The organism is Pelagibacterium sediminicola (assembly GCF_003390885.1).
Taxonomy (GTDB): domain Bacteria; phylum Pseudomonadota; class Alphaproteobacteria; order Rhizobiales; family Devosiaceae; genus Pelagibacterium; species Pelagibacterium sediminicola.
Genome location: NZ_QMEL01000003.1, coordinates 81,312 through 102,232 on the forward strand (window position 1 = coordinate 81,312; position 20,921 = coordinate 102,232).

Below are 20,921 nucleotides of genomic sequence, written 5' to 3' on the forward strand. Positions count from 1 at the left end.
CTTCCCCGGCGAAAGCCGGGGACCATCGCCGCGCCCACTTCCCGCGTTGAAGGATCGATGGACTCCGGCTTTCGCCGGAGAAGCGATGGCGTGGGGCGTGGGCACAAGGGTGGTTTGTGAAAACGCCTCGTGCTGCCCCGCGTGGCAACCACTCCTTAAGCCCGTTGCCCGATAGTGCGGGGCAGGTATCACCATCGAGTCGGCGGCGTTTTTCATGCCAACCCGCGTCAAGCGTCCTTCAATCCTTTTGAAACTCGGCACGACCGTGGGGTTGGTCGGGTTTCTTGGCTATCTCGGCTATCACGTGTTCACGGGCGCGTTCGGGATCGAGAGCCAGAAGGACATGCTCGACGAGATCGCCGTGCTCAAGGCGCGGCAGGCGGCTTTTCAGATCGAGATCGACGCCTATAAGCACCGGATCGCGCTTTTCGATCCGCAGCGGCTCGATCCCGACATCCTGACGGAGCGGGCGGGCGCCATGCTCGGGCTTGTGCAGCCCGATCGCATTCTTGTCGTGCCGGAAGAAGGGTAGATAACTTGTTTTCGGTTCATTATTGAAATGAACTGATTTTCAGTTATTTGTACTTTTCGTAGGAAATTCAGCGTATTAAGCGCAAGTTCGGCGCGGACCTGCCGCTTTTGCCGTGACCTTGGCCGGGATAATGTGCTAACCACCCAAACAATGCTCCGCGCACCTCACGGTGACGGGACCCTTCCATTCTGACTGGAGATGTCCGCATGGCGCGAAAGGCGACAGCCACCAAGGCCAGGGCAAAGTCCAACGCCCCCGAATTCACCAAGGACCAGGAACTGCACGCGTTCCGCGAAATGCTGCTTATCCGGCGCTTCGAGGAAAAGGCTGGCCAGATGTACGGCATGGGCCTGATCGGGGGCTTCTGCCACCTTTATATCGGGCAGGAAGCCGTGGTGACCGGCATCACGATGGCCTCGAAAAAGGGCGAGGACGCCCAGATCACCGGCTATCGCGATCACGGGCACATGCTGGTCATGGACCTCGACCCCGATGCGGTGATGGCCGAGCTGACCGGACGCCAGGGCGGCCTTTCCAAAGGCAAGGGCGGCTCGATGCACATGTTCTCGACCGAGCACCGTTTTTACGGCGGCAACGGCATCGTGGGCGCGCAGGTGCCGCTGGGGACCGGGCTGGCATTCGCGGCCAAGTACCGGGGCGAGGACACGGTTTCCCTGACCTATTTCGGGGATGGCGCGGCCAATCAGGGGCAGGTCTATGAGAGCTTCAACATGGCCAAGCTCTGGAGCCTGCCGGTGGTCTATATCATCGAGAACAACAAGTACGCGATGGGCACCTCTCTGGAGCGCGCTGCCGCGACCACCGATCTTTCCCAGCGCGGGCTGAGCTTCGGCATTCCCGGCGAGCAGGTGGACGGGATGGACGTGCGCATGGTGTTCGAGGCGGCACAACGCGCCATCGAGCACGCGCGCTCGGGCAAGGGCCCCTATATCCTTGAAATGCTGACCTACCGCTATCGCGGCCACTCCATGTCCGACCCGGCGAAATACCGCTCCAAGGACGAAGTGACCACGATGCGGACCGAGCGCGACCCGATCGAGCAGGTGCGCAAGCGCATCGTCGAATTGGGGTATGCGTCCGAGGACGAGCTCAAGGAGATCGAAAAGGACGTGCGGGCCATCGTCACCAAGGCCGCCGATTTCGCGACCAGAGATCCTGAGCCCGATGCGTCCGAACTGTGGACCGATGTTCTGGTGGAGCAATGAGCGGCGCGGCCCCTCAGCTTCACCCCGTTTTGTTTTTCGGCTCTTAACCGGAGCGTTTCAATGCCCGATATTCTGATGCCCGCCCTCTCGCCTACCATGGAAGAAGGCACACTCGCCAAATGGCTCGTCAAGGAAGGCGACAAGGTCGGCCCCGGTGACGTGATCGCCGAGATCGAGACAGACAAGGCGACGATGGAAGTCGAAGCCGTCGATGAAGGCACCATCGGCAAGCTGCTGGTTGCCGAAGGCACCGAGGGGGTGAAGGTCAACGCCCCCATTGCCCAGCTTCTGGTAGAGGGTGAGGAGGCATCGAGCCCCGCCCCGGCGCAGGAAGACGCGCCCAAGGAAAGCGAGCAGCCCGGCCCGGATGCGGCAATTGATGCCGCGAGCCAGCCCACGGTTTCCTCGAAGTCCGATGCCGCACCCGCTGCACCGCAGTTCACGCCGGCGAGCGACCCCGATATCCCCGAGGGGGCCGAGATGGTGACTATCTCGGTCCGCGAGGCGCTGCGTGATGCGATGGCCGAGGAAATGCGGGCCGACAAGGACGTGTTCGTGATGGGCGAGGAAGTCGCCGAGTATCAGGGCGCCTACAAGGTCACGCAGGGGCTGTTGCAGGAATTCGGACCCGAGCGGGTCGTCGATACGCCCATTACCGAGCACGGTTTTGCGGGGCTGGGCATCGGCGCGGCGTTTGCGGGATTGAAGCCGATCGTCGAGTTCATGACCTGGAATTTCGGCATGCAGGCCATGGACCAGATCATCAACTCGGCCGCCAAGCAGCTTTACATGTCGGGCGGGCAGGTCTCCGCGCCGATGGTGTTCCGTGGCCCGAACGGGGCGGCGGCGCGGGTTGGCGCGCAGCACAGCCAGGATTTTTCAGCGTGGTACTCCCACGTGCCGGGGCTGATCGTCATCGCGCCCTATACGGCGGCGGACGCCAAGGGGCTTTTGAAGGCGGCGATCCGCTCGAAAAACCCGGTGGTGTTTCTCGAAAACGAAATTCTTTACGGCAGCACCGGCGAAGTGCCCGAGATGGACGATTTCGTCCTGCCCATCGGCAAGGCGCGCATCGCGCGCGAGGGCAGGGACGTGACCATCGTCTCGTTCTCGATCGGCATGCGCTATGCAACGCAGGCAACCGAGAAGCTGGTCGCGGCGGGGGTCGATGTGGAACTGATCGACCTTCGGACGCTGCGGCCCATGGATGTCGGCACGATCGTCGAATCGGTCAAGAAGACCGGGCGGCTCGTGACCGTCGAGGAAGGCTGGCCGCAGGGCGGCATCGGCGCGGAAATCGCCGCGCAGATGATGGAGCATGCCTTCGATTATCTGGATGCGCCGGTAACGCGGGTGACGGGCAAGGACGTTCCGATGCCCTACGCGGCCAATCTTGAAAAAATGGCGCTGCCCAGCGTCGATGAGGTGATCGCGGCGGTCAACGCCGTGACCTACCGCAGCTAAGGGAGGCGAGGATGCCCATCAACATCACAATGCCCGCCCTGTCGCCCACCATGGAGGAGGGCACGCTGGCCAAATGGCACGTCAAGGAAGGCGACAGCGTTTCCGCGGGCGACGTCATCGCCGAGATCGAGACCGACAAGGCCACGATGGAAGTCGAGGCGGTCGATGAGGGGACCATCGGCAAGATCCTCGTCGCCGAGGGCGCCGAGAACGTCAAGGTCAACGCCGTGATCGCGGTTCTGCTCGAAGAGGGCGAGAGCGCGGACAGCATCGGCGATGTGAGCGCGGCGGAAAGCGCACCCGCACCCCAGCCTGAACCCAAAAAGGATGACGAGTCGAAGGCCGAGGCTCCCGCACCCAAGGCGGAACCGGCACCGCAACCGGCCGCCGCTCCCCGGCGCCAGGAGGGCCAGCGCGTGTTCGCTTCCCCGCTCGCCCGCAGAATGGCGAAAGAAGCGGGGATCGATATTGCCGCCGTTGCCGGCACCGGTCCCAAGGGACGGGTGGTCAAGGCCGACATCGAAAAGGCGAAAAAAGAGGGCGTTGCGCCCAGGGCGGCTGCCGCACCGGCAGCAGGCGCAGCGCTGGCCAAGGGGCTGGGCCGCGAGCAGGTCGTCGCAATGTACGAGGAAGGCACATACGATCTCGTGCCCGCCGATGGCATGCGCAAGACGGTTGCCGCGCGCCTTACCGAATCCAAGCAGACCGTGCCGCATTTCTACCTGACGCTCGATTGCCGCATCGACGATCTGATGAAGGCGCGCGAGAACATCAATGCGGCCGCCCCCAAGGACAAGGACGGCAAACCCGCCTACAAGCTTTCGGTCAACGATTTCATCATGAAAGCCTGGGCGCTGGCGCTGCAGCAGGTGCCGCAGGCCAACGCGACGTGGGCGGGGGACGCGATCCTTTATCATCACCGCTCGGACGTGGCCGTGGCGGTCGCGGTGCCCGGCGGGCTGTTTACTCCGGTCGTAAAGTCTTGCGATACCAAGAGCTTGCGGAAGATTTCTGAAGAAGTGAAAGACCTTGCAGTCCGCGCGCGCAACAAGAAGCTCGCGCCCCACGAATATCAGGGCGGCTCGAGCGCGGTGTCCAATCTGGGCATGTACGGCATCAAGCATTTCGACGCGGTCATCAACCCGCCGCACGGCACGATCCTTGCGGTCGGGGCAGGCGAAGAGCGCGTTTACGTCGAAAAGGGCGAGGTCCGCACGGGCACGTTCATGACGGTGACGCTCTCGTGCGACCACCGTTCGGTGGACGGCGCGCTGGGGGCGGAAGCGCTCGGAGCCTTCAAGACGCTCATTGAAACCCCGGTGATGATGCTGGCATGAAAACCGTCCTCGCCTATGGCGACAGCCTGACCTATGGCACCGATCCGGCGGGCGGCCGGCATCCCTTCGAGGATCGCTGGCCGAGTGTGCTGGAAAAGGCGCTGGAGGGCAGGGCGAGGGTGATCGCGGAAGGGCTGGGCGGACGAACGACAGCGTATGACGATTGGGTCGCCAATGCGGACCGGAATGGCGCACGGATATTGCCGACCCTGCTGGCCAGCCATTCCCCACTCGATCTGGTGATCGTGATGCTGGGGACCAATGACCTCAAGCCTTGCATCGCCGGAACGGCGGCGTTTGCCGCGCGTGGCGCGCGGCGGCTCATAGAGATCGTGCGCGGTCATTTTGCCGGTGCGGGTGAGACGGTGCCGCAAATTCTCCTCGTTTCACCGCCGCATGCGGTCGAAACCAGTGATGAGATCATGCCGGGCTATTTTGGCGCGGTGGACGATCTTTTGCGTGAGTCCCGGGATTTCGCCCGCCACTACCGGCGGCACGCCGATGAGACCGGCGTTACGTTTTTCGACGCGGCGACGGTGGCTGCGGCCGATCCGCTGGACGGGGTTCATCTGGATGCGGCCAACACGCGGGCGATCGGTGAAGCGCTGGCGCCGGTGGTTCGGGAACTGCTGGAGATTTAGCAAAGTGACCCGCACAGTTTCGTACAATCCGGCTCGGCTTAGCCGATCCCCCCTCCCAACCTCCCCCACAAGGGGGGAGGTGTTGGATCGTGCCACTGGCCGTCGCCTTCGCTCCCTAGCACCCTCCCCTTGATGGGGAGGGCCGGGGAGGGGTGAGGCGGCGCGCGCCGGACGAAATGAAATGCAAGGGGCTTCAGCGCCCGAACGAAAGAGGTAAAACCAATGGCGGATCAGTACGATATTATCGTGATCGGCGCGGGACCCGGCGGGTATATCGCGGCCATTCGCGCCAGCCAGCTTGGGCTCAAGGCCGCCATCGTCGAGCGTGAGCACATGGCGGGCATCTGCTCGAACTGGGGCTGTATTCCGACCAAGGCGCTGCTGCGGTCGGCGGAAATCTACGGCCATATGAACCACGCCAAGGATTTCGGGCTGACGGCGGACAAGTTCGGGTTCGATCTCGACGGGATCGTCAAGCGTTCGCGCGGCATCGCCGCGCAGATGAACAATGGCGTCCAGTTTCTCATGAAGAAGAACAAGGTCGATATCATCTGGGGCGAGGCAACGATCACCAAGCCCGGTGAGATCAAGGTTGCCCCGACGCAGAAAAAGATCGTCGAGCCGCAGGGGCCGGTGCCCAAGGGCGCGCTGGGCGAGGGCACCTACAAGGCGAAAAACATCATCGTGGCCACCGGCGCGCGCCCGCGCGTGCTGCCGGGGATCGAACCGGACGGCGACAAGATCTGGACCTATTTCGAGGCGCTGAAACCGGCCAAGATGCCCAAATCGGTAGCCGTTATGGGATCGGGCGCCATCGGGATCGAGTTTGCATCTTTCTATCGTTCGCTGGGCGCGGACGTGACGGTGATCGAACTGCTGCCGCAGATCATGCCGGTCGAAGACGCCGAAATTGCCGGGCTGGCGCGCAAGCGGTTTGAAAAGCGCGGGATGACCATCCTGACCGACGCTAAGGTCGCAAAGGTCGACAAGACCAAGGACGGGATTGTCGCCCATGCCGAACTCAAGGCTGGCGAGAAAAAGGAGATCAAGGCCGATGTGCTGATCTCGGCGGTCGGCGTACAGGCCAATTCGGAAAATCTCGGGCTCGAAAAGATTGGGGTCAAGATCGACCGGGGCGTTATTGTCGTCGACGGTCACGGCCGCACCAATGTGGACGGCATCTGGGCCATCGGCGACGTGGCCGGGCCCCCGATGCTCGCCCACAAGGCCGAGCACGAGGCGGTGCTCGCGGTCGAGACCATCGCGGGCAAGGCGGTGCACGGGCTGGACAAGCTCAAGATCCCTGGCTGCACCTATTGCGAGCCGCAGGTGGCGAGCGTGGGGCTGACCGAGGCCAAGGCAAAAGAATCGGGGCGCGAGATTCGCGTCGGCCGCTTCCCGTTCGTGGGGAACGGCAAGGCGATCGCGCTTGGCGAGCCGGACGGGCTGGTCAAGACCATTTTCGACAAGAAGACGGGCGAACTGCTCGGCGCGCACATGATCGGAGCGGAAGTTACCGAACTGATTCAAGGCTTTGTGGTGGCAATGAACCTCGAGACCACCGAGGAAGAGCTGATGCACACCATCTTCCCGCACCCCACCCTCTCGGAAACTATGAAAGAGAGCGTACTTGACGCCTACGGCCAGGCGCTCAACATTTAGGGCGGTGGCGGTCGGCCATACATCAGGTCGCCATCGCAACTGGTCTGTGTCACGTACACAACGGAGAGAAGCATGGAAGGTGTAGGCTGGATCGGGGCAATCATCATCGGCGGACTTGCCGGATGGATCGCCCAGGCAATTACCGGAGCCAATACCAATTTGTGGCTCAATATCATCCTGGGCATTCTCGGCGCCATCGTCGCCAATGCCCTGCTGTCGATTGTCGGCATCTCGTTTGCCGGGTGGATCGGCAACCTGATCGCAGGCGTGATCGGGGCGGTGATCCTCATAGCGATCGTGCGCGCCGTACGCGGACGCGCCTAGCGCATACCAGGCAGACTAAAGGATGCCACGCCAATCGATCCGGTGTGGCATCCGCTTCATGACAAGGACCCCAGCGGGACACCATGGTAACGCTTCTCGACACCACGAGCCGGACGCAGGTCAGGCACCCTGAAAAGGCCAACAGGCCCGACACCGAAATGCTGCGCAAGCCCGACTGGATCCGGGTCAAGGCGCCGGGCTCCCCGGTCTATCGCGAGACCCAGGAGATCGTGCGTGCGCATGGGCTGGTGACGGTCTGCGAGGAAGCGGGCTGTCCCAATATCGGGGAATGCTGGTCCAAGAAGCACGCAACCTTCATGATCATGGGTGAAATCTGCACCCGCGCCTGCGCGTTCTGCAACGTGCGCACCGGGCTGCCGACCGCGCTCGATCCGCTGGAGCCGGAAAACACCGCCAAGGCCGTGGAAAAGCTCGGCCTTCAACACGTGGTCATCACGTCGGTGGACCGCGACGACCTGCCGGACGGCGGCGCGCAGCATTTTGCCGATGTGATCCACGCGATCCGCGCGCGGAACCCCAGGACGACCATCGAGATCCTGACACCGGACTTCCTGCGCAAGGAAGGAGCGCTCGAGATCGTGGTTGCGGCAAAGCCGGACGTTTTCAACCACAACCTTGAAACGGTGCCCTCCAAATACCTGACAGTCCGGCCCGGCGCGCGCTACTTCCACTCGATCCGGCTGCTGCAACGGGTCAAGGAACTCGACCCGCAGATGTTCACGAAGTCGGGCATCATGGTGGGGCTCGGGGAAACGCGCAACGAAGTGTTGCAGTTGATGGACGATTTGCGCGTGGCGGATGTGGATTTCATGACCATCGGCCAGTACCTCCAGCCGACGCGCAAGCACCACAAGGTGGAAAAGTTCGTGACGCCGGAGGAATTCAAGTCTTATGCGACCATCGCAAAGACCAAGGGGTTCCTCCTGGTATCGTCGAGCCCGCTGACGCGGTCCTCGCACCACGCGGGCGAGGATTTCGCAAAGCTTCGCGCCGCGAGACAGGCCAGGGCCGGCATCGCCTGATGCGGCTTTCGTTTGAGCGCACCGTGCCGCACAGCCCGGCCCGGATGCTTGCCCTTGTAGCCGATGTCGAAACCTATCCCCGTTTCATCCCCCATTGCGAACGCATGGAGGTGAAGCGCGATGCAATTGCGCCCGATACGCAGTTCGATGCGCGCATGCACATCCGGTTCGGGCCGATCGCACAGGCCTATACCAGCCGCATCGAGGTGAACCGCGAAGCGATGACCCTTACCGCCAATGCGATCGACGGGCCGTTCAGCCACCTCCATAGCGTATGGCGCTTCGAGCCGGCGGGCGAGGGGGCAAAAATCCGTTTCGACATCGATTTCCGCATAGCCAACGTTCTGATCCGGTCGGTGGCCGAGCCGGCGTTTGCCGCAAAGCAGGAAGAGATCATCGATGCGTTCGTTGTCGAGGCGGGGCGGCGTTATGGATAGGGCGCTCTCTCCTCTATCGCTGTCCCGGCGAACGCCGGGACCCAGAGCGGACTCTCGACCCCTATGGATGGTAAAGCATGGACCCCGGCTTTCGCCGGGGAAGCGAAGGAGAGGTGGGGCGCGCGCTAAGGCCCGCAAGCATCGAGGATCATCTCCAGCGCCACCCTTACCGCCTCCTGCCGAATACGGTCGCGGCCCAGATCGCCAAAATTTTCCTTGCGATGGATGGTATTTTCGGCAGTGGCCAACCCGAAATGGACGAGGCCGATCGGCTTTTCGTCCGAGCCGCCCCCCGGACCGGCGATGCCGGTGATGGCGATGGCGAGATCGACGCCGGCGGTGCGGCGGGCGCCTTCGGCCATGGCGCGGGCAACTTCCTGCGAGACCGCGCCGTGCCGGGCGATGAGATCGGCGGGGACCGAAATCATCGCTGTCTTGGCTTCGTTGGCGTAGGTGACGAACCCCCCGTAAAGGATGGCCGAAGAGCCCGCGACGGACGTGAGCGCGGCTGCAACCAGCCCGCCGGTGCAGCTTTCGGCGGTGACCATGGTCTTTTCGGCAAGCAGCAGGCGGTCGTTGACCTTGCGGGCAAGCCCGAGCGTTTCTGTATCGAGCATCGTTCAATCGCTCCGGGGCAATTCGATGGTGGCGATCGCGTGGGCGGCGATGCCTTCCTCCCGGCCTATGAAGCCCAGACGCTCGGATGTGGTTGCCTTGACGGCGACGCGGGAAGGGGAGATCGAGACGATTTCGGCGATGCGGGTGCGCATGCTTTCGACGTGCGGGCCGATCCTTGGATGCTCGCAGACGATGGTGGTGTCCAGATGAACGATCCGCCCGCCGCGCTGGTGGACGAGCCCGGCGGCGTGTTCGAGGAAAATAGACGAATCCGCGCCTTTCCATTGCATGTCGGAAGGCGGGAAGTGTTTGCCGATATCGCCATCGGCCAGCGCGCCGTAAAGCGCATCCGACAGCGCATGGAGCACGACATCGGCGTCCGAATGACCCTTGAGCCTGGCGGTGTGGGGGATTTTGATATTGCCGAGGATCACGTGGTCGCCGTCCTCGAAGGCATGGACGTCGTAACCGAGCCCGGTGCGGGTTTCCATCGGTGTCTCTCCCTCGATCATGCGTTCGGCGCGGGCAAAGTCCTGGGCCAGCGTAATCTTGATGTTGCGCGTGCTGCCCTCGGCCAGCGCGACCCGCAGGTGCGCCCATTCGGCGATGGCAGCATCGTCGGTAAAGCTGTCGGAATATGCGATGGCACGGCGATGGGCGTCGTAGATGGCGCCGAACCGGAAGCCCTGTGGGGTCTGGGCGGCGAAGAGCTGGGTGCGGTCCTCGGTGCCGCCAACGGTCTTGCCGTCGAGCGAGCGCTTGATCGTATCGGTGACCAGCGTTACGGGCAGGGCGCCATCGGCATCATCGAGCGCGGCTATGACGTTGGCGATAACGTCCGGCTCGATGAAAGGCCGGGCCCCGTCATGGATGAGTACGATGTCGGGCGGGTCTGACGCAAGTGCATCCAAGCCGGCGAGCGTCGAACTCTGCCGGGTGCCGCCGCCGGTGACTGGCGGCATGAGACGGGGGTGAGCAAGCCCCAGACTTGCGTACTGGCTGGCATGGTCCGCGCCAATGACGGGCAGGACCCGCTCGATCCGGTCCTGCGCCAGAAAGCCCGAAAGCGTCCGGGCCAGCACCGGTTGGCCTGCCAGCGGGCGGTATTGCTTGGGCACCGTATCGGCGCCGGCCGCGCGCTCGCCCTTGCCGCCCGCGACGACGACCACTGCTATCCGGGGGTGATCTGCCATGATGATCCGAAATCCGATTGAGGCCGGATGGGTTCCGGCATGTTCCCCATCCGATACATCGGGGCGCGCAGGATTGCAAAGCGCGCAAAATCGAAGCGTTTTGGAAAAGCCCGGAGTGACGGATTCTAGCAAACTTATCCTCGAATTGGCATTGAAACGGATCATGAATTGACTAATCTATCGTCAAACCTACCCCGCTGTTCAGTTTTGAGGCATTGGCTTGGCGCAGTTTGCCTGCGGAATAAGCATCGAGAGTGTAAATCTGCCCAACCGCGCGTTCCTTGCGCCGATGGCCGGGATCACCGACCGGCCCATGCGCGAGATCGCCGCCCGGTTCGGGGCTGGGATGGTCGTGTCCGAAATGATCGCCAGCGAGGCGCTGACGACGGGGCAGGACGACATGGTGCGCCGCACCGCCGCGAGCGAAGGACTGCCGCATGTGGTGCAGCTCGCCGGATGCGAGGCGAAATGGCTGGTGCGGGGCGTCGAGATCGCCGAGGACGCCGGGGCCGACATGATCGACCTCAATCTGGGCTGTCCCTCCAAGCGCGTCACCAACGGGTTCGCCGGTTCGGCGCTGATGCGAGTGCCCGATGTGGCGCTGCGGCTGATCGAGGCAACCGTCAAGGCGACCAGCCTGCCGGTGACCGTCAAGATGCGGCTGGGCTGGGACGATGACAACCTCAATGCGCCCCAGATCGCAAAATCCGCGGAAGAGGCGGGCGCGCGCATGGTGACGGTCCATGGCCGCACGCGCCAGCAATTCTACAAGGGCGAGGCGCGCTGGGAACCGGTGCGCGCCGTGAGGGACGCGGTGTCGATCCCGCTGGTGATCAATGGCGATATCACCGATATCGAACGGGCCGAGGCGGCACTCGAAGCCTCGGGCGCCGATGCGGTGATGATCGGGCGCGGCGCGCAGGGCCGGCCATGGATCGTCGGGCAGATCGGCGCGGCGCTTGCTGGCGGAAAGATGATCGATGCGCCGCAGGGGCAGGCCTTGATCGAACTGGTTTCGGCCCATTATGAGGCGATGCTGGACGAATACGGGGCCGAACTCGGCGTGCGCGTGGCGCGAAAGCATATCGGGTGGTATCTTGATATGGTTGGCGTAACAGGGGGTGCGGCGCGCAAGGCGCTGCTCACCAATAACGAGCCGTCCGAGGTGCTGGCTGCCCTGCCGCAAATGCTGGGCGCACCAGTGAGCGAAGCGGCATGAGCAGCGTCGTGTCAGCCGATTTTCATGCCGCTATTCTCCAGGCGCTGCCGCAGCCGGTGCTGGTGTGCGGCGGGGATGGCGCGATCGTTTTCGCCAATTATGCGGCGGAAACCTTTTTCCAGGCGTCCCAGAGCATTCTGGCGCGTCAGAAGCTTTCGGACTTCATCGCCTTCGATTCCCCGATCCTGAGCCTTATCGACAGTGTGCTGGCCCGGCAGGCTTCGATGATCGAATACCGCGTCCAGATTGGCACGTCGCGCATGAGCGAGGAAACGGTCGTTGACGTCTATGCCAGCCCGATTCCCGAACAGCCCGGCCATGTGACGCTGACCTTTCAGGAACGGACCATGGCCGACAAGATCGACCGGCAGCTGGTCTCGCGCGGGGCGGCACGGTCGGTGACCGGGCTTGCCGCCATGCTGGCCCATGAGATCAAGAACCCGCTATCGGGCATCAGGGGCGCTTCGCAACTGCTCGAACAATCGGCGACCGGCGACGACCGCGCGCTGGCGCGGCTGATCAGGGATGAAACCGACCGCATTGTCGGGCTGGTGGACCGTATGGAAGTGTTCGGGGACGAACGGCCTGTCGAACGCATGCCCGTAAATATTCATAGCGTTCTCGAGCGGGTCAAGCTGCTCGCGGCGAACGGCGTCGCCAGGGGCGTGAGCTTTTCCGAAGATTACGATCCGAGCCTGCCGCCCGTCGCCGGAGACCGTGATCAACTCATTCAGGTCTTCCTCAATCTCATCAAGAATGCGGCGGAAGCGCTTGAGAGAACAGCGAAACCAGAAATCAGGATAACGACGGCTTTTCGCCCCGGCATCCGCATTGCGCTCGCAGGTGTGGCGCAGCGCATTTCGCTGCCGCTTGAAATCCTCATCGAGGACAACGGGCCGGGCGTGTCCGCCGACCTTCTGCCGTTCCTTTTCGATCCGTTCGTCACCACCAAGCTTTCAGGTTCGGGGCTGGGGCTCGCGCTCGTCGCCAAGATCGTGGGCGATCATGGCGGGGTGATCGATTGCGAAAGTCGCCCCGGCCGCACCCGGTTCCGCGTCCTGTTGCCGGTGGCGCGGGACGGGGAAGGTTTTGACGACGAGGATATCCCACTAACCGATAGCGCAGTCTAAGCCATGCCAGGTCAAACCATTCTTCTTGTAGACGATGACGCCGCCATTCGCATGGTGCTCAACCAGGCCCTGTCGCGGGCCGGTTACGAGGTGCGGCCCACGGGCAATATCTCGACCATGTGGAATATGGTCACGCGCGGAGAGGGGGACCTGCTCGTTACCGATGTTTCCATGCCGGATGGCAATGCGTTCGACGTGATGCCAAAGATCAGGAAGCTGCGCCCTGAACTGCCGATTGTCGTGATGAGCGCGCAGAACACCTTCATGACGGCGATCAGGGCCTCGGAACTGGGCGCCTATGAATACCTGCCCAAGCCCTTCGATATTACCGAGGTGCTGGCGGTCGTGGGACGCGCGCTTGCCGAGGCAAGGCGTCCGGCCGATGCGGAGCGGCGCGCCGAAGAAACCGAGAACATGCCGCTGGTGGGGCGTTCGGCGGCCATGCAGGACATTTACCGTGCACTGGCGCGGCTGATGCAGACCGATCTCACGGTGATGATCACCGGGGAGAGCGGGACGGGCAAGGAACTGGTGGCCCGAGCCCTGCACAATTTCGGCAAGCGCAAGAACGGTCCGTTTGTTGCGATCAACATGGCGGCGATCCCGCGCGATCTGATCGAAGCCGAACTGTTCGGGCACGAAAAGGGGGCGTTTACGGGTGCCACCTCGCGATCCTCGGGGCGCTTCGAGCAGGCCGAGGGCGGCACGCTGTTCCTCGATGAGATCGGCGACATGCCCATGGACGCCCAGACGCGGCTGCTGCGGGTGCTGCAGGAGGGTGAATACACGATGGTCGGGGGGCGGACCCCGATCCGGACCGATGTGCGGATCGTCGCGGCGACGCACCGCGACCTCGGCCAGTTGATCCGGCAGGGTCTGTTCCGCGAGGACCTCTTTTATCGACTCAATGTCGTCCCCATCCGCCTGCCGCCGCTGCGCGAACGCATCGATGACGTGCCCGACCTCGCCACGAGCTTTCTCAAGGACGCCCAGCGGGAAGGGGAGCCGTTGAAAATTATTTCAGGCGATGCGCTCAAGCTCATGCAGCAATATAGCTGGCCCGGAAACGTGCGCGAACTGGAAAACCTCGTACGGCGGCTTGCAGCGCTTTATGCCGACGAGACCATTTCCGCCGAGATCGTCCAGAACGAGCTCAACCTTGCCGATCGCACGGGGTTTTCGGCGCAGGCGGCGGGCGTGGCGGACGTAACGACCGCCATCGAGACCGAACTGGCCCGGCTTTTCGCCGAGTACGAGCCCAACCTGCCGCCGCCGGGCGTCTATCAGCGTGTGATCGACAAGGTAGAGGTGCCGCTGATCTCGATGGTGCTGAACGCCTGCGGTGGCAACCAGATCAAGGCGGCCGAATTGCTGGGGCTCAATCGCAATACCCTGCGCAAGAAGATCCGCACGCACGGGATCGAAATCGTGAAGCACTCGCGGCAGTTGGGGTAGGGTCCAGAATTCCGGTAACAGAGGCCGGGCCACTCCTCACTGTCACATTTCGGCAACAATTGTCTTGAACCAAGGGGCGAGTTGGGGGAGACTCGGGCCATCTCCCGGGATAAGGGGCGTTATCTTCATCGGGAACGCCTTAGGGTCAGGACCTCGAAAGCGAGTTGGGTTGCAACAATGACGGATACTCCGCCCGTTGACGGCGCCCGGACACGCCCGCCGCCCAAGAGCCCGTTGTTCCAGAACAACCGGCTGATCCGGACCATCGGCTTTGTCGTGGTGCTGATCTCGGTCATCGTTGCCTCGGGCTCGTTCCTCATCATGAGCGGGGCGACGCGGGTTGAGCCGAGCCCGGACGTCTGGACGTGGATCTGGATCGCCAACGCGATCCTGATTCTGCTGGTCATCGCGCTGGTCCTGACCGAACTGGTGATGCTGCTCCAGTCGCGGCTGCAAAGGCAGGCCGGCGCGCGCCTTCAGACGCGCATCGTGGGGATGATCGCCATCATCGCCGCGGCGCCTGCCTTCATCGTGGCGGTCGTTGCTACCATCGCGCTCAATCAGGGGCTCGACCAGTGGTTCTCCGAGCGCACCCGCTCGATGGTGGAAAGCTCACGGCTGGTTGCGCGGTCCTACATGCTCGAACACGCGCAGGTACTGCGCGGCGACATCATCTGGATCGCCGAGGAACTGGAGGCAACGCGCGACACCTATATAACCGATCCGCCGCGCTTTCAGCGTATCCTCACGGCGCTGGCGACGACGCGCTCGCTGCCTCTCACCGCGGTGGTCAACAGGGCCGGTGAAACGGTTATGCGCGCGCAGATCAACGTCCAGGGCGCCATGCCGCGCGTGCCCGACGGCGTGCTGGATCTGGCCGGGGAAGGGACGCCGACACCGATTTCGCCCGGCGCGAGCAATCTGGTGGGCGCGGTCGTCAAGCTGCGCGGCTATGCGGACCTCTATCTGTTCGTTGCGCGCCCGGTCGACCCAGAAGTGCTCGAATATGTGCGGCTGACCGACGAGAACATCACCGAATACCGGCTCTACGATTCCAACAGGCTGGTCTTCCAGATCACCTTCACGCTCATGTATGTGGGCGTCGCGTTCGTGTTCCTGCTCGCAGCGCTCTGGACCGGGATCGCGCTGGCCAATGGTCTCGTCGATCCCATCCGCAACCTGATGATCGCCTCGAACCGCGTGTCGAGTGGGGATCTCGACGTGCAACTGCCGGTGCCCGAGCGGCGGGGGGATCTGCATGACCTCGCGGTACGGTTCAACAAGATGACCCAGCAATTGCGCTCCCAGCACGCCGCGTTGCGGGCCGCCAGCCGCACCAACGAGCAGCGGCGCCAGTTCACCGAAGCAGTCGTGGAGGGCGTTTCGGCGGGGATCATCGGGCTCGATGCGTTCGGGCGCATAACGCTGGTCAATTCGCGGGCCTGCGCCGCTCTTGGGCAGGACGAACTGGACCTGATGGATCAGGAACTCGCCAGCATCGCACCCGCGCTCGCCCCGATCATGGAGCGGGCGCAATCTGCGCGGCGAGGCAGGGTGCAGGACCAGATTCAACTCTCGACCGGGTTCGATCGCCGAACCTATCAGGTGCGGTTGACGCGTGAGGGGACAATAACCGAATCCAAGGGGTTCGTCATCACGCTCGACGATATCACCGAACTGGTCGCCGCCCAGCGCAACAGCGCCTGGGCGGACGTGGCGCGCCGCATCGCCCACGAGATCAAGAACCCGCTGACGCCCATCCAGCTTTCCGCCGAACGCCTGCGCCGCCGCTACGCCAACAAGCTGGTGGACGATTTCGAGGTGTTCGACAAGTGCATCTCGACCATCGTGCGGCAGGTGGGCGATATCGGGCGGATGGTGGATGAATTCTCGTCCTTTGCCCGCATGCCGACCGCCGCGATCGCGCGGGCCGACCTCTCCGATACCATCCGGCAGGCGGTGTTCCTTGAAAGCGTGCGGTTGCCCGAAGTGAACATCAGGGCCGAGTTGCCGGACGACCCGCTTTATGCGCAGTTCGACACGCGACTGATCTCGCAGGCGCTCACGAACCTTATAAAGAACGCCGTGGAAGCCATTGAAAATGTGGGTGTAACTGAAATAGATAATCCCGAAGTCATTGTGTCGGCCGAAAAGGTGGGCGATGAGATCGTCATCTCGGTAAGCGACAATGGCAAGGGCTGGCCGGACGAGAACCGCCACCAGCTTCTCGAACCCTACATGACCACGCGGGAAAAAGGCACGGGGCTCGGCCTTGCAATTGTCGCAAAGATCATTGAGCAGCACGGCGGCAGGATCGACCTTCGCGACGCGGCCCCCGACGGAAACGGCCGCATCGGTGCGTGTTTTGCATTCACGCTTCCGTTGCATGAAGGTGCGAGATCGCCCCGCGAACCCCTGGCCCAAGCCGACACGGCCCGGCCCGGCAATCCCGATCAAAAGGAGGCATCGCGCGTTTCTGCGATGGCAGCGAAGTAATGGCCCGTGACATATTGATCGTCGACGACGAGGAAGACATTCGCGACCTGATCGCCGGGATTCTCGAGGACGAAGGCTATGAACCAAGGCAAGCGAGCGATGCCGATTCCGCACTTGAGGAAATCGCCAGGCGCCGCCCCAATCTGGTCTTTCTCGACATCTGGATGCAGGGGTCGCGGCTCGACGGGCTGCAACTGCTCGACCTCCTGCAGGCCGACCATCCCGATCTGCCGGTGGTGATGATCTCGGGGCACGGCAATGTGGAGACGGCGGTTTCGGCCATCCGGCGCGGAGCTTACGACTATATCGAAAAGCCCTTCAAGATCGACCGGCTGCTGCTGATCACCCAGCGCGCCATCGAGGCCAGCAAGCTGCGCACCGAGGTCGCCGACCTCAAGGAGCGCACGGGGGGCGAGGAATCCGAGATTGCCGGGGTGTCCTCGGCCATCGCGCAGGTGCGCTCGCTGATCGAAAAATCGGCCGGCACGCGCTCACGCGTGTTCATTTCGGGCGGGGCGGGAACCGGCAAGGGCCTTTGCGCGCGGCTGCTGCATCTCAAGAGCCCGCGCGCCAACGGCCCATTCATCGAGATCAACGCCTCGCTCTATGCGCCCGACGAAATTCCTGGCGTGCTGTTCGGGCGGGAAACCCGCGATGCCTCGGGGTTGAGAACGGAAGTGGGCGCGCTCGAACGCGCTCATGGCGGCACGCTCTATCTTTCGGAAGTAACACAGCTTCCCGCCGATACACAGACGGCGTTGCTGCGTACGCTGGTCGAGAACAAGTTCACCCGCTTGGGCGGGGCCGGCCCCGTGCCGGTCGATGTGCGGATCATCTCGTCGAGCTCGCAGAACATCGCCGGGCTGATCGAGGCGGGGCAGTTCCGCTCCGACCTGTTTCACCGGCTTTCCGTCGTGCCGCTGCAATTGACGGCGCTGCGCGAACGGCGTGAGGACATCCCGGCGCTGATCGGGGTGTTCGTGGCCCAGCTTTCGCGGATGCACAATCTGCCGCGCTTCATTCTGGGCGAGGACGCGATTGCCGTTCTGCAGGGGCAGGACTGGCCGGGCAACGCCCGTCAGCTTCGCAATGCCATCGAGCGGCTGCTGATCCTGGTGCGCGACCATCGTCCCGAAGACGGGGTAATCACCGCCGCGATGCTGCCGCCCGACATCTCGGAAGTGCTGCCCACCATCGGGGATACGGACAGCTCGGCGCATCTGATGAGCCTGCCGCTGCGCGACGCCCGCGAGGTGTTCGAGCGGCAATATCTCATCGCCCAGATCGACCGGTTCGGGGGCAATATTTCCAAGACTGCCGAGTTCGTGGGCATGGAGCGCAGCGCATTGCACCGCAAGATCAAATCGCTGGGGCTATAGGCACGGCTCGCGAGTTGTGCAATAGTCGTGACCGCTGACACGAAAACGATAACGGGCAGGGCGGTATGGAGGCGGAATGCCTCAGGCGGTCATAAGCTTTGCCCGGCAAAGAAGAGGCCGAGAAATGCCCAGTGAAAAGGTGCAGAACCTGCAGGACTCCTTTCTCAATCACGTCCGCAAGCAGAAGGTGCCGGTGACGATTTTCCTCGTCAACGGCGTCAAGCTGCAGGGCGTCATCACCTGGTTTGATAATTTCTGTCTGCTGCTGCGCCGCGATGCGCAATCCCAACTCGTTTACAAGCATGCCATCTCCACGATCATGCCGGGCGCGCCGATCCAGCTCTTCGATCCCGAGAACGCCGATTGAACGATAACGACACCCGCGACACGGATGGGCTTGTGGATCACCGCAAGCTCAGGACGCGCGCCATGGCCGTCACCCCCGAGGTGCGGGGGCAGCGCTATGCCAGAACGGCAGAAGTGCGGCACGCCGAATTCATCGGCCTTGCTGCCGCGATCGATCTCGACCTTGTTCACGAGGAAATTCTATCCGTCCGGGAAATCAAGCCGGCGACCTATCTGGGCGGCGGACAGGTGGCGAGCCTTGCCGAACGGGCCGAGGCGGACGATATCGAGCTGCTACTCGTCGATGCGCCGCTCTCGCCCATCCAGCAGCGCAACCTCGAACGCGATACGGGCGTCAAGGTGCTCGACCGCACCGGGCTGATCCTCGAGATTTTCGGGGAACGTGCAGCAACCCGCGAAGGCGTGTTGCAGGTGGAACTTGCCCATCTCAACTACCAGAAGGGGCGGCTGGTGCGCTCCTGGACGCATCTCGAGCGCCAGCGCGGCGGCAGCGGGTTCCTCGGCGGTCCAGGCGAAACCCAGATCGAATCCGACCGGCGGCAGATCCAGGACCGTATCCTCATCCTCGAGCGGCGGCTGGAAAAGGTGCGCCGCACGCGCCAGCTCCAGCGCGGCCCGCGCGAGACGGTGCCGTTTCCGGTCGTTGCGCTGGTCGGCTACACCAATGCGGGAAAATCAAGCCTTTTCAATGCGCTGACCGGCTCGGAGGTGATGGCCAAGGATCTGCTGTTTGCCACCCTCGACACCACCGTACGCAAAACGACTCTCCCGCATGGGCGCGACATTATCCTGTCCGATACGGTGGGCTTCATTTCCGACCTGCCCACCGATCTCGTCGCGGCCTTTCGGGGCACGTTGGAAGAAGTGATCGACGCGCGGGTGATCCTGCATGTGCGGGACGTTTCGAGCCCCGACCATCCGGCCCAGGCCGCCGATGTGCTGGCGGTGCTCGCCGATCTCGGCGTCAACGGGGAGACGACGCCGATCATCGAGGTCTGGAACAAGATCGACATGCTGGCGGACGATGCCGGGGGCAGGGGGCTGGCCGTAATCCAGCCGGCGGGCAAGGTCGCGGCGACGGTTGCGGTTTCGGCGGTGACAGGGGAGGGCATCCCCGCGCTGCGTGAGGCGATCGAAAAGGTTCTGTCGCAGGATGCACGGCGGTTCGCGGTGTCGGTGCCGCACAGCGCGAGCGCCGACACCGGCTGGCTCTACGCCAACGCCGAAGTGCTCGAACGCGGCGAGCCGGACGAGGCGGGCACGCGCTATATCGTGCGCGTGCCCCCCCGGATGCGAGCGGAATTTCTCAGCCGTTTCGAGGGGCGGATCGAGGGGCTGGACGGTTAAGCGGGCTGCGCCGGATGCGGGGGGATAAACTGCACTGGATTCCGGCAATAAATGCCGGAATGACAATGGCGTGTTTTGCTGAAATCCATCCCCAACTCCGATGTCACCCCGGTATTCATTACCGGGGTCCAGAGCGATCCTGCAGACTGGGCAGGTGGCTACTTATGACGATTTGTCCGCAGCCCTGATCTCGTTCCAGTAGCCATCGAGCCGTTCGAGACCAGCTTCCGCGATTTCCACACCGTCCTTCCGGCACCGCGCCTCGACATGCTCGAAACGGCGGATGAATTTGGCGTTGGCGTCGCGAAGCGAGGCTTCGGGGTCGATGCCGGCGTGGCGGGCGAGGTTGGCGACGGCAAAAAGCAGGTCGCCGATTTCCTCGGCCTGCTGTTCGGCCGAACCGCTCGCGAGAGCCTCGTTGGTTTCGTCGAGTTCCTCGGCGATCTTGGCGATGACCGATCGGGTATCGGGCCAGTCGAACCCGACACGGGCGGCGCGTTTGGTGAGCTTTCCGGCGCGTGCCAGGGCGGGCAGACCGACGGGCACGTCATCGAGCAGCGAGGGCGGCTTTTCAGCACCACGCCGCTCGGCCTTTTTCGCGCGCTCGGCTGCCTTGATGTTCTCCCAGCGCCTTTCGGTGCTCGTGGCATTGCCCGGATCGTCATCGCCAAAGACGTGCGGATGGCGCCGGATGAGCTTTTCGGTGACCGAGAAGATCACGTCACCAATATCGAACAGTCCTGCCTCTGACGCCATCTGGGCGTGATAGACGGGCTGGAGGATCAGATCGCCCAGTTCGTCGCGCAGATCCTCGTAATCCTCGCGCTCGATGGCATCGGCCACCTCATAGGCTTCCTCGATGGTGTAATGGCGGATCGAGCGGAAATCCTGCTCGATGTCCCACGGACACCCATTCACTGGATCGCGCAGCCGCGCCATGATGTCGAGAAGCGTCGAGAGTTCGCGGGAGGGCTGCATGCGGGCTACCTTGAGATTCGTTTGTTCCGATCATAACGGGATCGGAGGCGAGGAGAAAAGAAGGCGGGGATGTC

At 63.3% G+C, this 20,921-nt stretch carries 19 protein-coding genes; 16 read left to right on the forward strand and 3 right to left on the reverse strand.

Translation table 11 applies throughout. The annotated features are described in order from the left end of the window. Positions 1–214: 214 nt before the first annotated feature. The 9 genes from DQG18_RS06635 to DQG18_RS06675 all read left to right on the forward strand — a co-directional run bounded on the left by DQG18_RS06635 (position 215) and on the right by DQG18_RS06675 (position 8,666). Complete coding sequence (locus tag DQG18_RS06635) at positions 215–532, forward strand: FtsB family cell division protein (RefSeq protein ID WP_116653468.1); 318 nt, start codon at positions 215–217, stop codon at positions 530–532. Positions 533–738: 206 nt separating this feature from the next. After that, positions 739–1,758 (forward strand): pyruvate dehydrogenase (acetyl-transferring) E1 component subunit alpha, encoded by a 1,020-nt coding sequence (pdhA, locus tag DQG18_RS06640; RefSeq protein ID WP_116653469.1) that lies wholly within the window; start codon positions 739–741, stop codon positions 1,756–1,758. Between the two features lie 96 nt (positions 1,759–1,854). Then, on the forward strand, positions 1,855–3,222 hold the full coding sequence (locus tag DQG18_RS06645; protein ID WP_425454219.1) for a pyruvate dehydrogenase complex E1 component subunit beta: 1,368 nt from the start codon (positions 1,855–1,857) through the stop codon (positions 3,220–3,222). 11 nt (positions 3,223–3,233) lie between these two features. Then, positions 3,234–4,559: a pyruvate dehydrogenase complex dihydrolipoamide acetyltransferase gene (locus DQG18_RS06650; RefSeq protein WP_116653471.1), complete on the forward strand. Its 1,326-nt coding sequence runs from the start codon at positions 3,234–3,236 to the stop codon at positions 4,557–4,559. After that, positions 4,556–5,200, forward strand: a complete 645-nt coding sequence (locus DQG18_RS06655; RefSeq protein WP_116653472.1) for an SGNH/GDSL hydrolase family protein — start codon at positions 4,556–4,558, stop codon at positions 5,198–5,200. Before DQG18_RS06650 ends, DQG18_RS06655 begins: the two co-directional genes overlap by 4 nt. 222 nt (positions 5,201–5,422) lie before the next feature. After that, positions 5,423–6,862, forward strand: a complete 1,440-nt coding sequence (gene lpdA / locus DQG18_RS06660; protein WP_116653473.1) for a dihydrolipoyl dehydrogenase — start codon at positions 5,423–5,425, stop codon at positions 6,860–6,862. A gap of 72 nt (positions 6,863–6,934) precedes the next feature. Further along, positions 6,935–7,186, forward strand: coding sequence for a GlsB/YeaQ/YmgE family stress response membrane protein (locus DQG18_RS06665; protein ID WP_116653474.1), 252 nt, complete (start codon positions 6,935–6,937; stop codon positions 7,184–7,186). Positions 7,187–7,269: 83 nt separating this feature from the next. Next, positions 7,270–8,229, forward strand: coding sequence for a lipoyl synthase (gene lipA / locus DQG18_RS06670; protein ID WP_116653475.1), 960 nt, complete (start codon positions 7,270–7,272; stop codon positions 8,227–8,229). Further along, positions 8,229–8,666, forward strand: coding sequence for a type II toxin-antitoxin system RatA family toxin (locus DQG18_RS06675; protein WP_116653476.1), 438 nt, complete (start codon positions 8,229–8,231; stop codon positions 8,664–8,666). The genes lipA and DQG18_RS06675 overlap by 1 nt, the downstream gene beginning before the upstream one ends. 125 nt (positions 8,667–8,791) lie before the next feature. Here DQG18_RS06675 and DQG18_RS06680 read toward each other — a convergent pair whose 3' ends face one another. Continuing rightward, positions 8,792–9,283 (reverse strand): CinA family protein, encoded by a 492-nt coding sequence (locus DQG18_RS06680; RefSeq protein WP_116653477.1) that lies wholly within the window; start codon positions 9,281–9,283, stop codon positions 8,792–8,794. A 3-nt stretch (positions 9,284–9,286) separates the two neighbouring features. Further along, positions 9,287–10,477 (reverse strand): bifunctional 2-C-methyl-D-erythritol 4-phosphate cytidylyltransferase/2-C-methyl-D-erythritol 2,4-cyclodiphosphate synthase, encoded by a 1,191-nt coding sequence (locus tag DQG18_RS06685; protein ID WP_116653773.1) that lies wholly within the window; start codon positions 10,475–10,477, stop codon positions 9,287–9,289. A 220-nt stretch (positions 10,478–10,697) separates the two neighbouring features. Here DQG18_RS06685 and dusB point away from each other — a divergent pair, with 220 nt between their 5' ends. The 7 genes from dusB to hflX all read left to right on the forward strand — a co-directional run bounded on the left by dusB (position 10,698) and on the right by hflX (position 19,869). Continuing rightward, positions 10,698–11,696, forward strand: a complete 999-nt coding sequence (gene dusB / locus DQG18_RS06690; RefSeq protein WP_116653478.1) for a tRNA dihydrouridine synthase DusB — start codon at positions 10,698–10,700, stop codon at positions 11,694–11,696. Beyond that, a complete protein-coding gene (locus DQG18_RS06695; RefSeq protein WP_116653479.1) occupies positions 11,693–12,826 on the forward strand; it encodes a two-component system sensor histidine kinase NtrB in 1,134 nt (377 codons plus the stop codon). The genes dusB and DQG18_RS06695 overlap by 4 nt, the downstream gene beginning before the upstream one ends. A gap of 3 nt (positions 12,827–12,829) precedes the next feature. Continuing rightward, positions 12,830–14,281 (forward strand): nitrogen regulation protein NR(I), encoded by a 1,452-nt coding sequence (gene ntrC / locus DQG18_RS06700; RefSeq protein ID WP_116653480.1) that lies wholly within the window; start codon positions 12,830–12,832, stop codon positions 14,279–14,281. Between the two features lie 177 nt (positions 14,282–14,458). Then, positions 14,459–16,777 (forward strand): sensor histidine kinase NtrY-like, encoded by a 2,319-nt coding sequence (locus DQG18_RS06705; protein WP_116653481.1) that lies wholly within the window; start codon positions 14,459–14,461, stop codon positions 16,775–16,777. Then, the gene (ntrX, locus tag DQG18_RS06710; protein ID WP_116653482.1) at positions 16,777–18,156 is read left to right on the forward strand and encodes a nitrogen assimilation response regulator NtrX; all 1,380 of its coding nucleotides are present in this window, start codon (positions 16,777–16,779) and stop codon (positions 18,154–18,156) included. Before DQG18_RS06705 ends, ntrX begins: the two co-directional genes overlap by 1 nt. Positions 18,157–18,280: 124 nt before the next feature. Continuing rightward, positions 18,281–18,523: an RNA chaperone Hfq gene (gene hfq, locus DQG18_RS06715; RefSeq protein WP_116653483.1), complete on the forward strand. Its 243-nt coding sequence runs from the start codon at positions 18,281–18,283 to the stop codon at positions 18,521–18,523. After that, entirely contained in the window at positions 18,520–19,869 is a 1,350-nt protein-coding gene (gene hflX, locus DQG18_RS06720; protein ID WP_245958391.1) for a GTPase HflX, read from the forward strand. Before hfq ends, hflX begins: the two co-directional genes overlap by 4 nt. A 162-nt stretch (positions 19,870–20,031) precedes the next feature. Here the strand turns inward: hflX and mazG are convergent, their stop codons facing one another. Continuing rightward, entirely contained in the window at positions 20,032–20,847 is an 816-nt protein-coding gene (gene mazG / locus DQG18_RS06725; RefSeq protein ID WP_116653484.1) for a nucleoside triphosphate pyrophosphohydrolase, read from the reverse strand. Positions 20,848–20,921 lie beyond the last annotated feature (74 nt).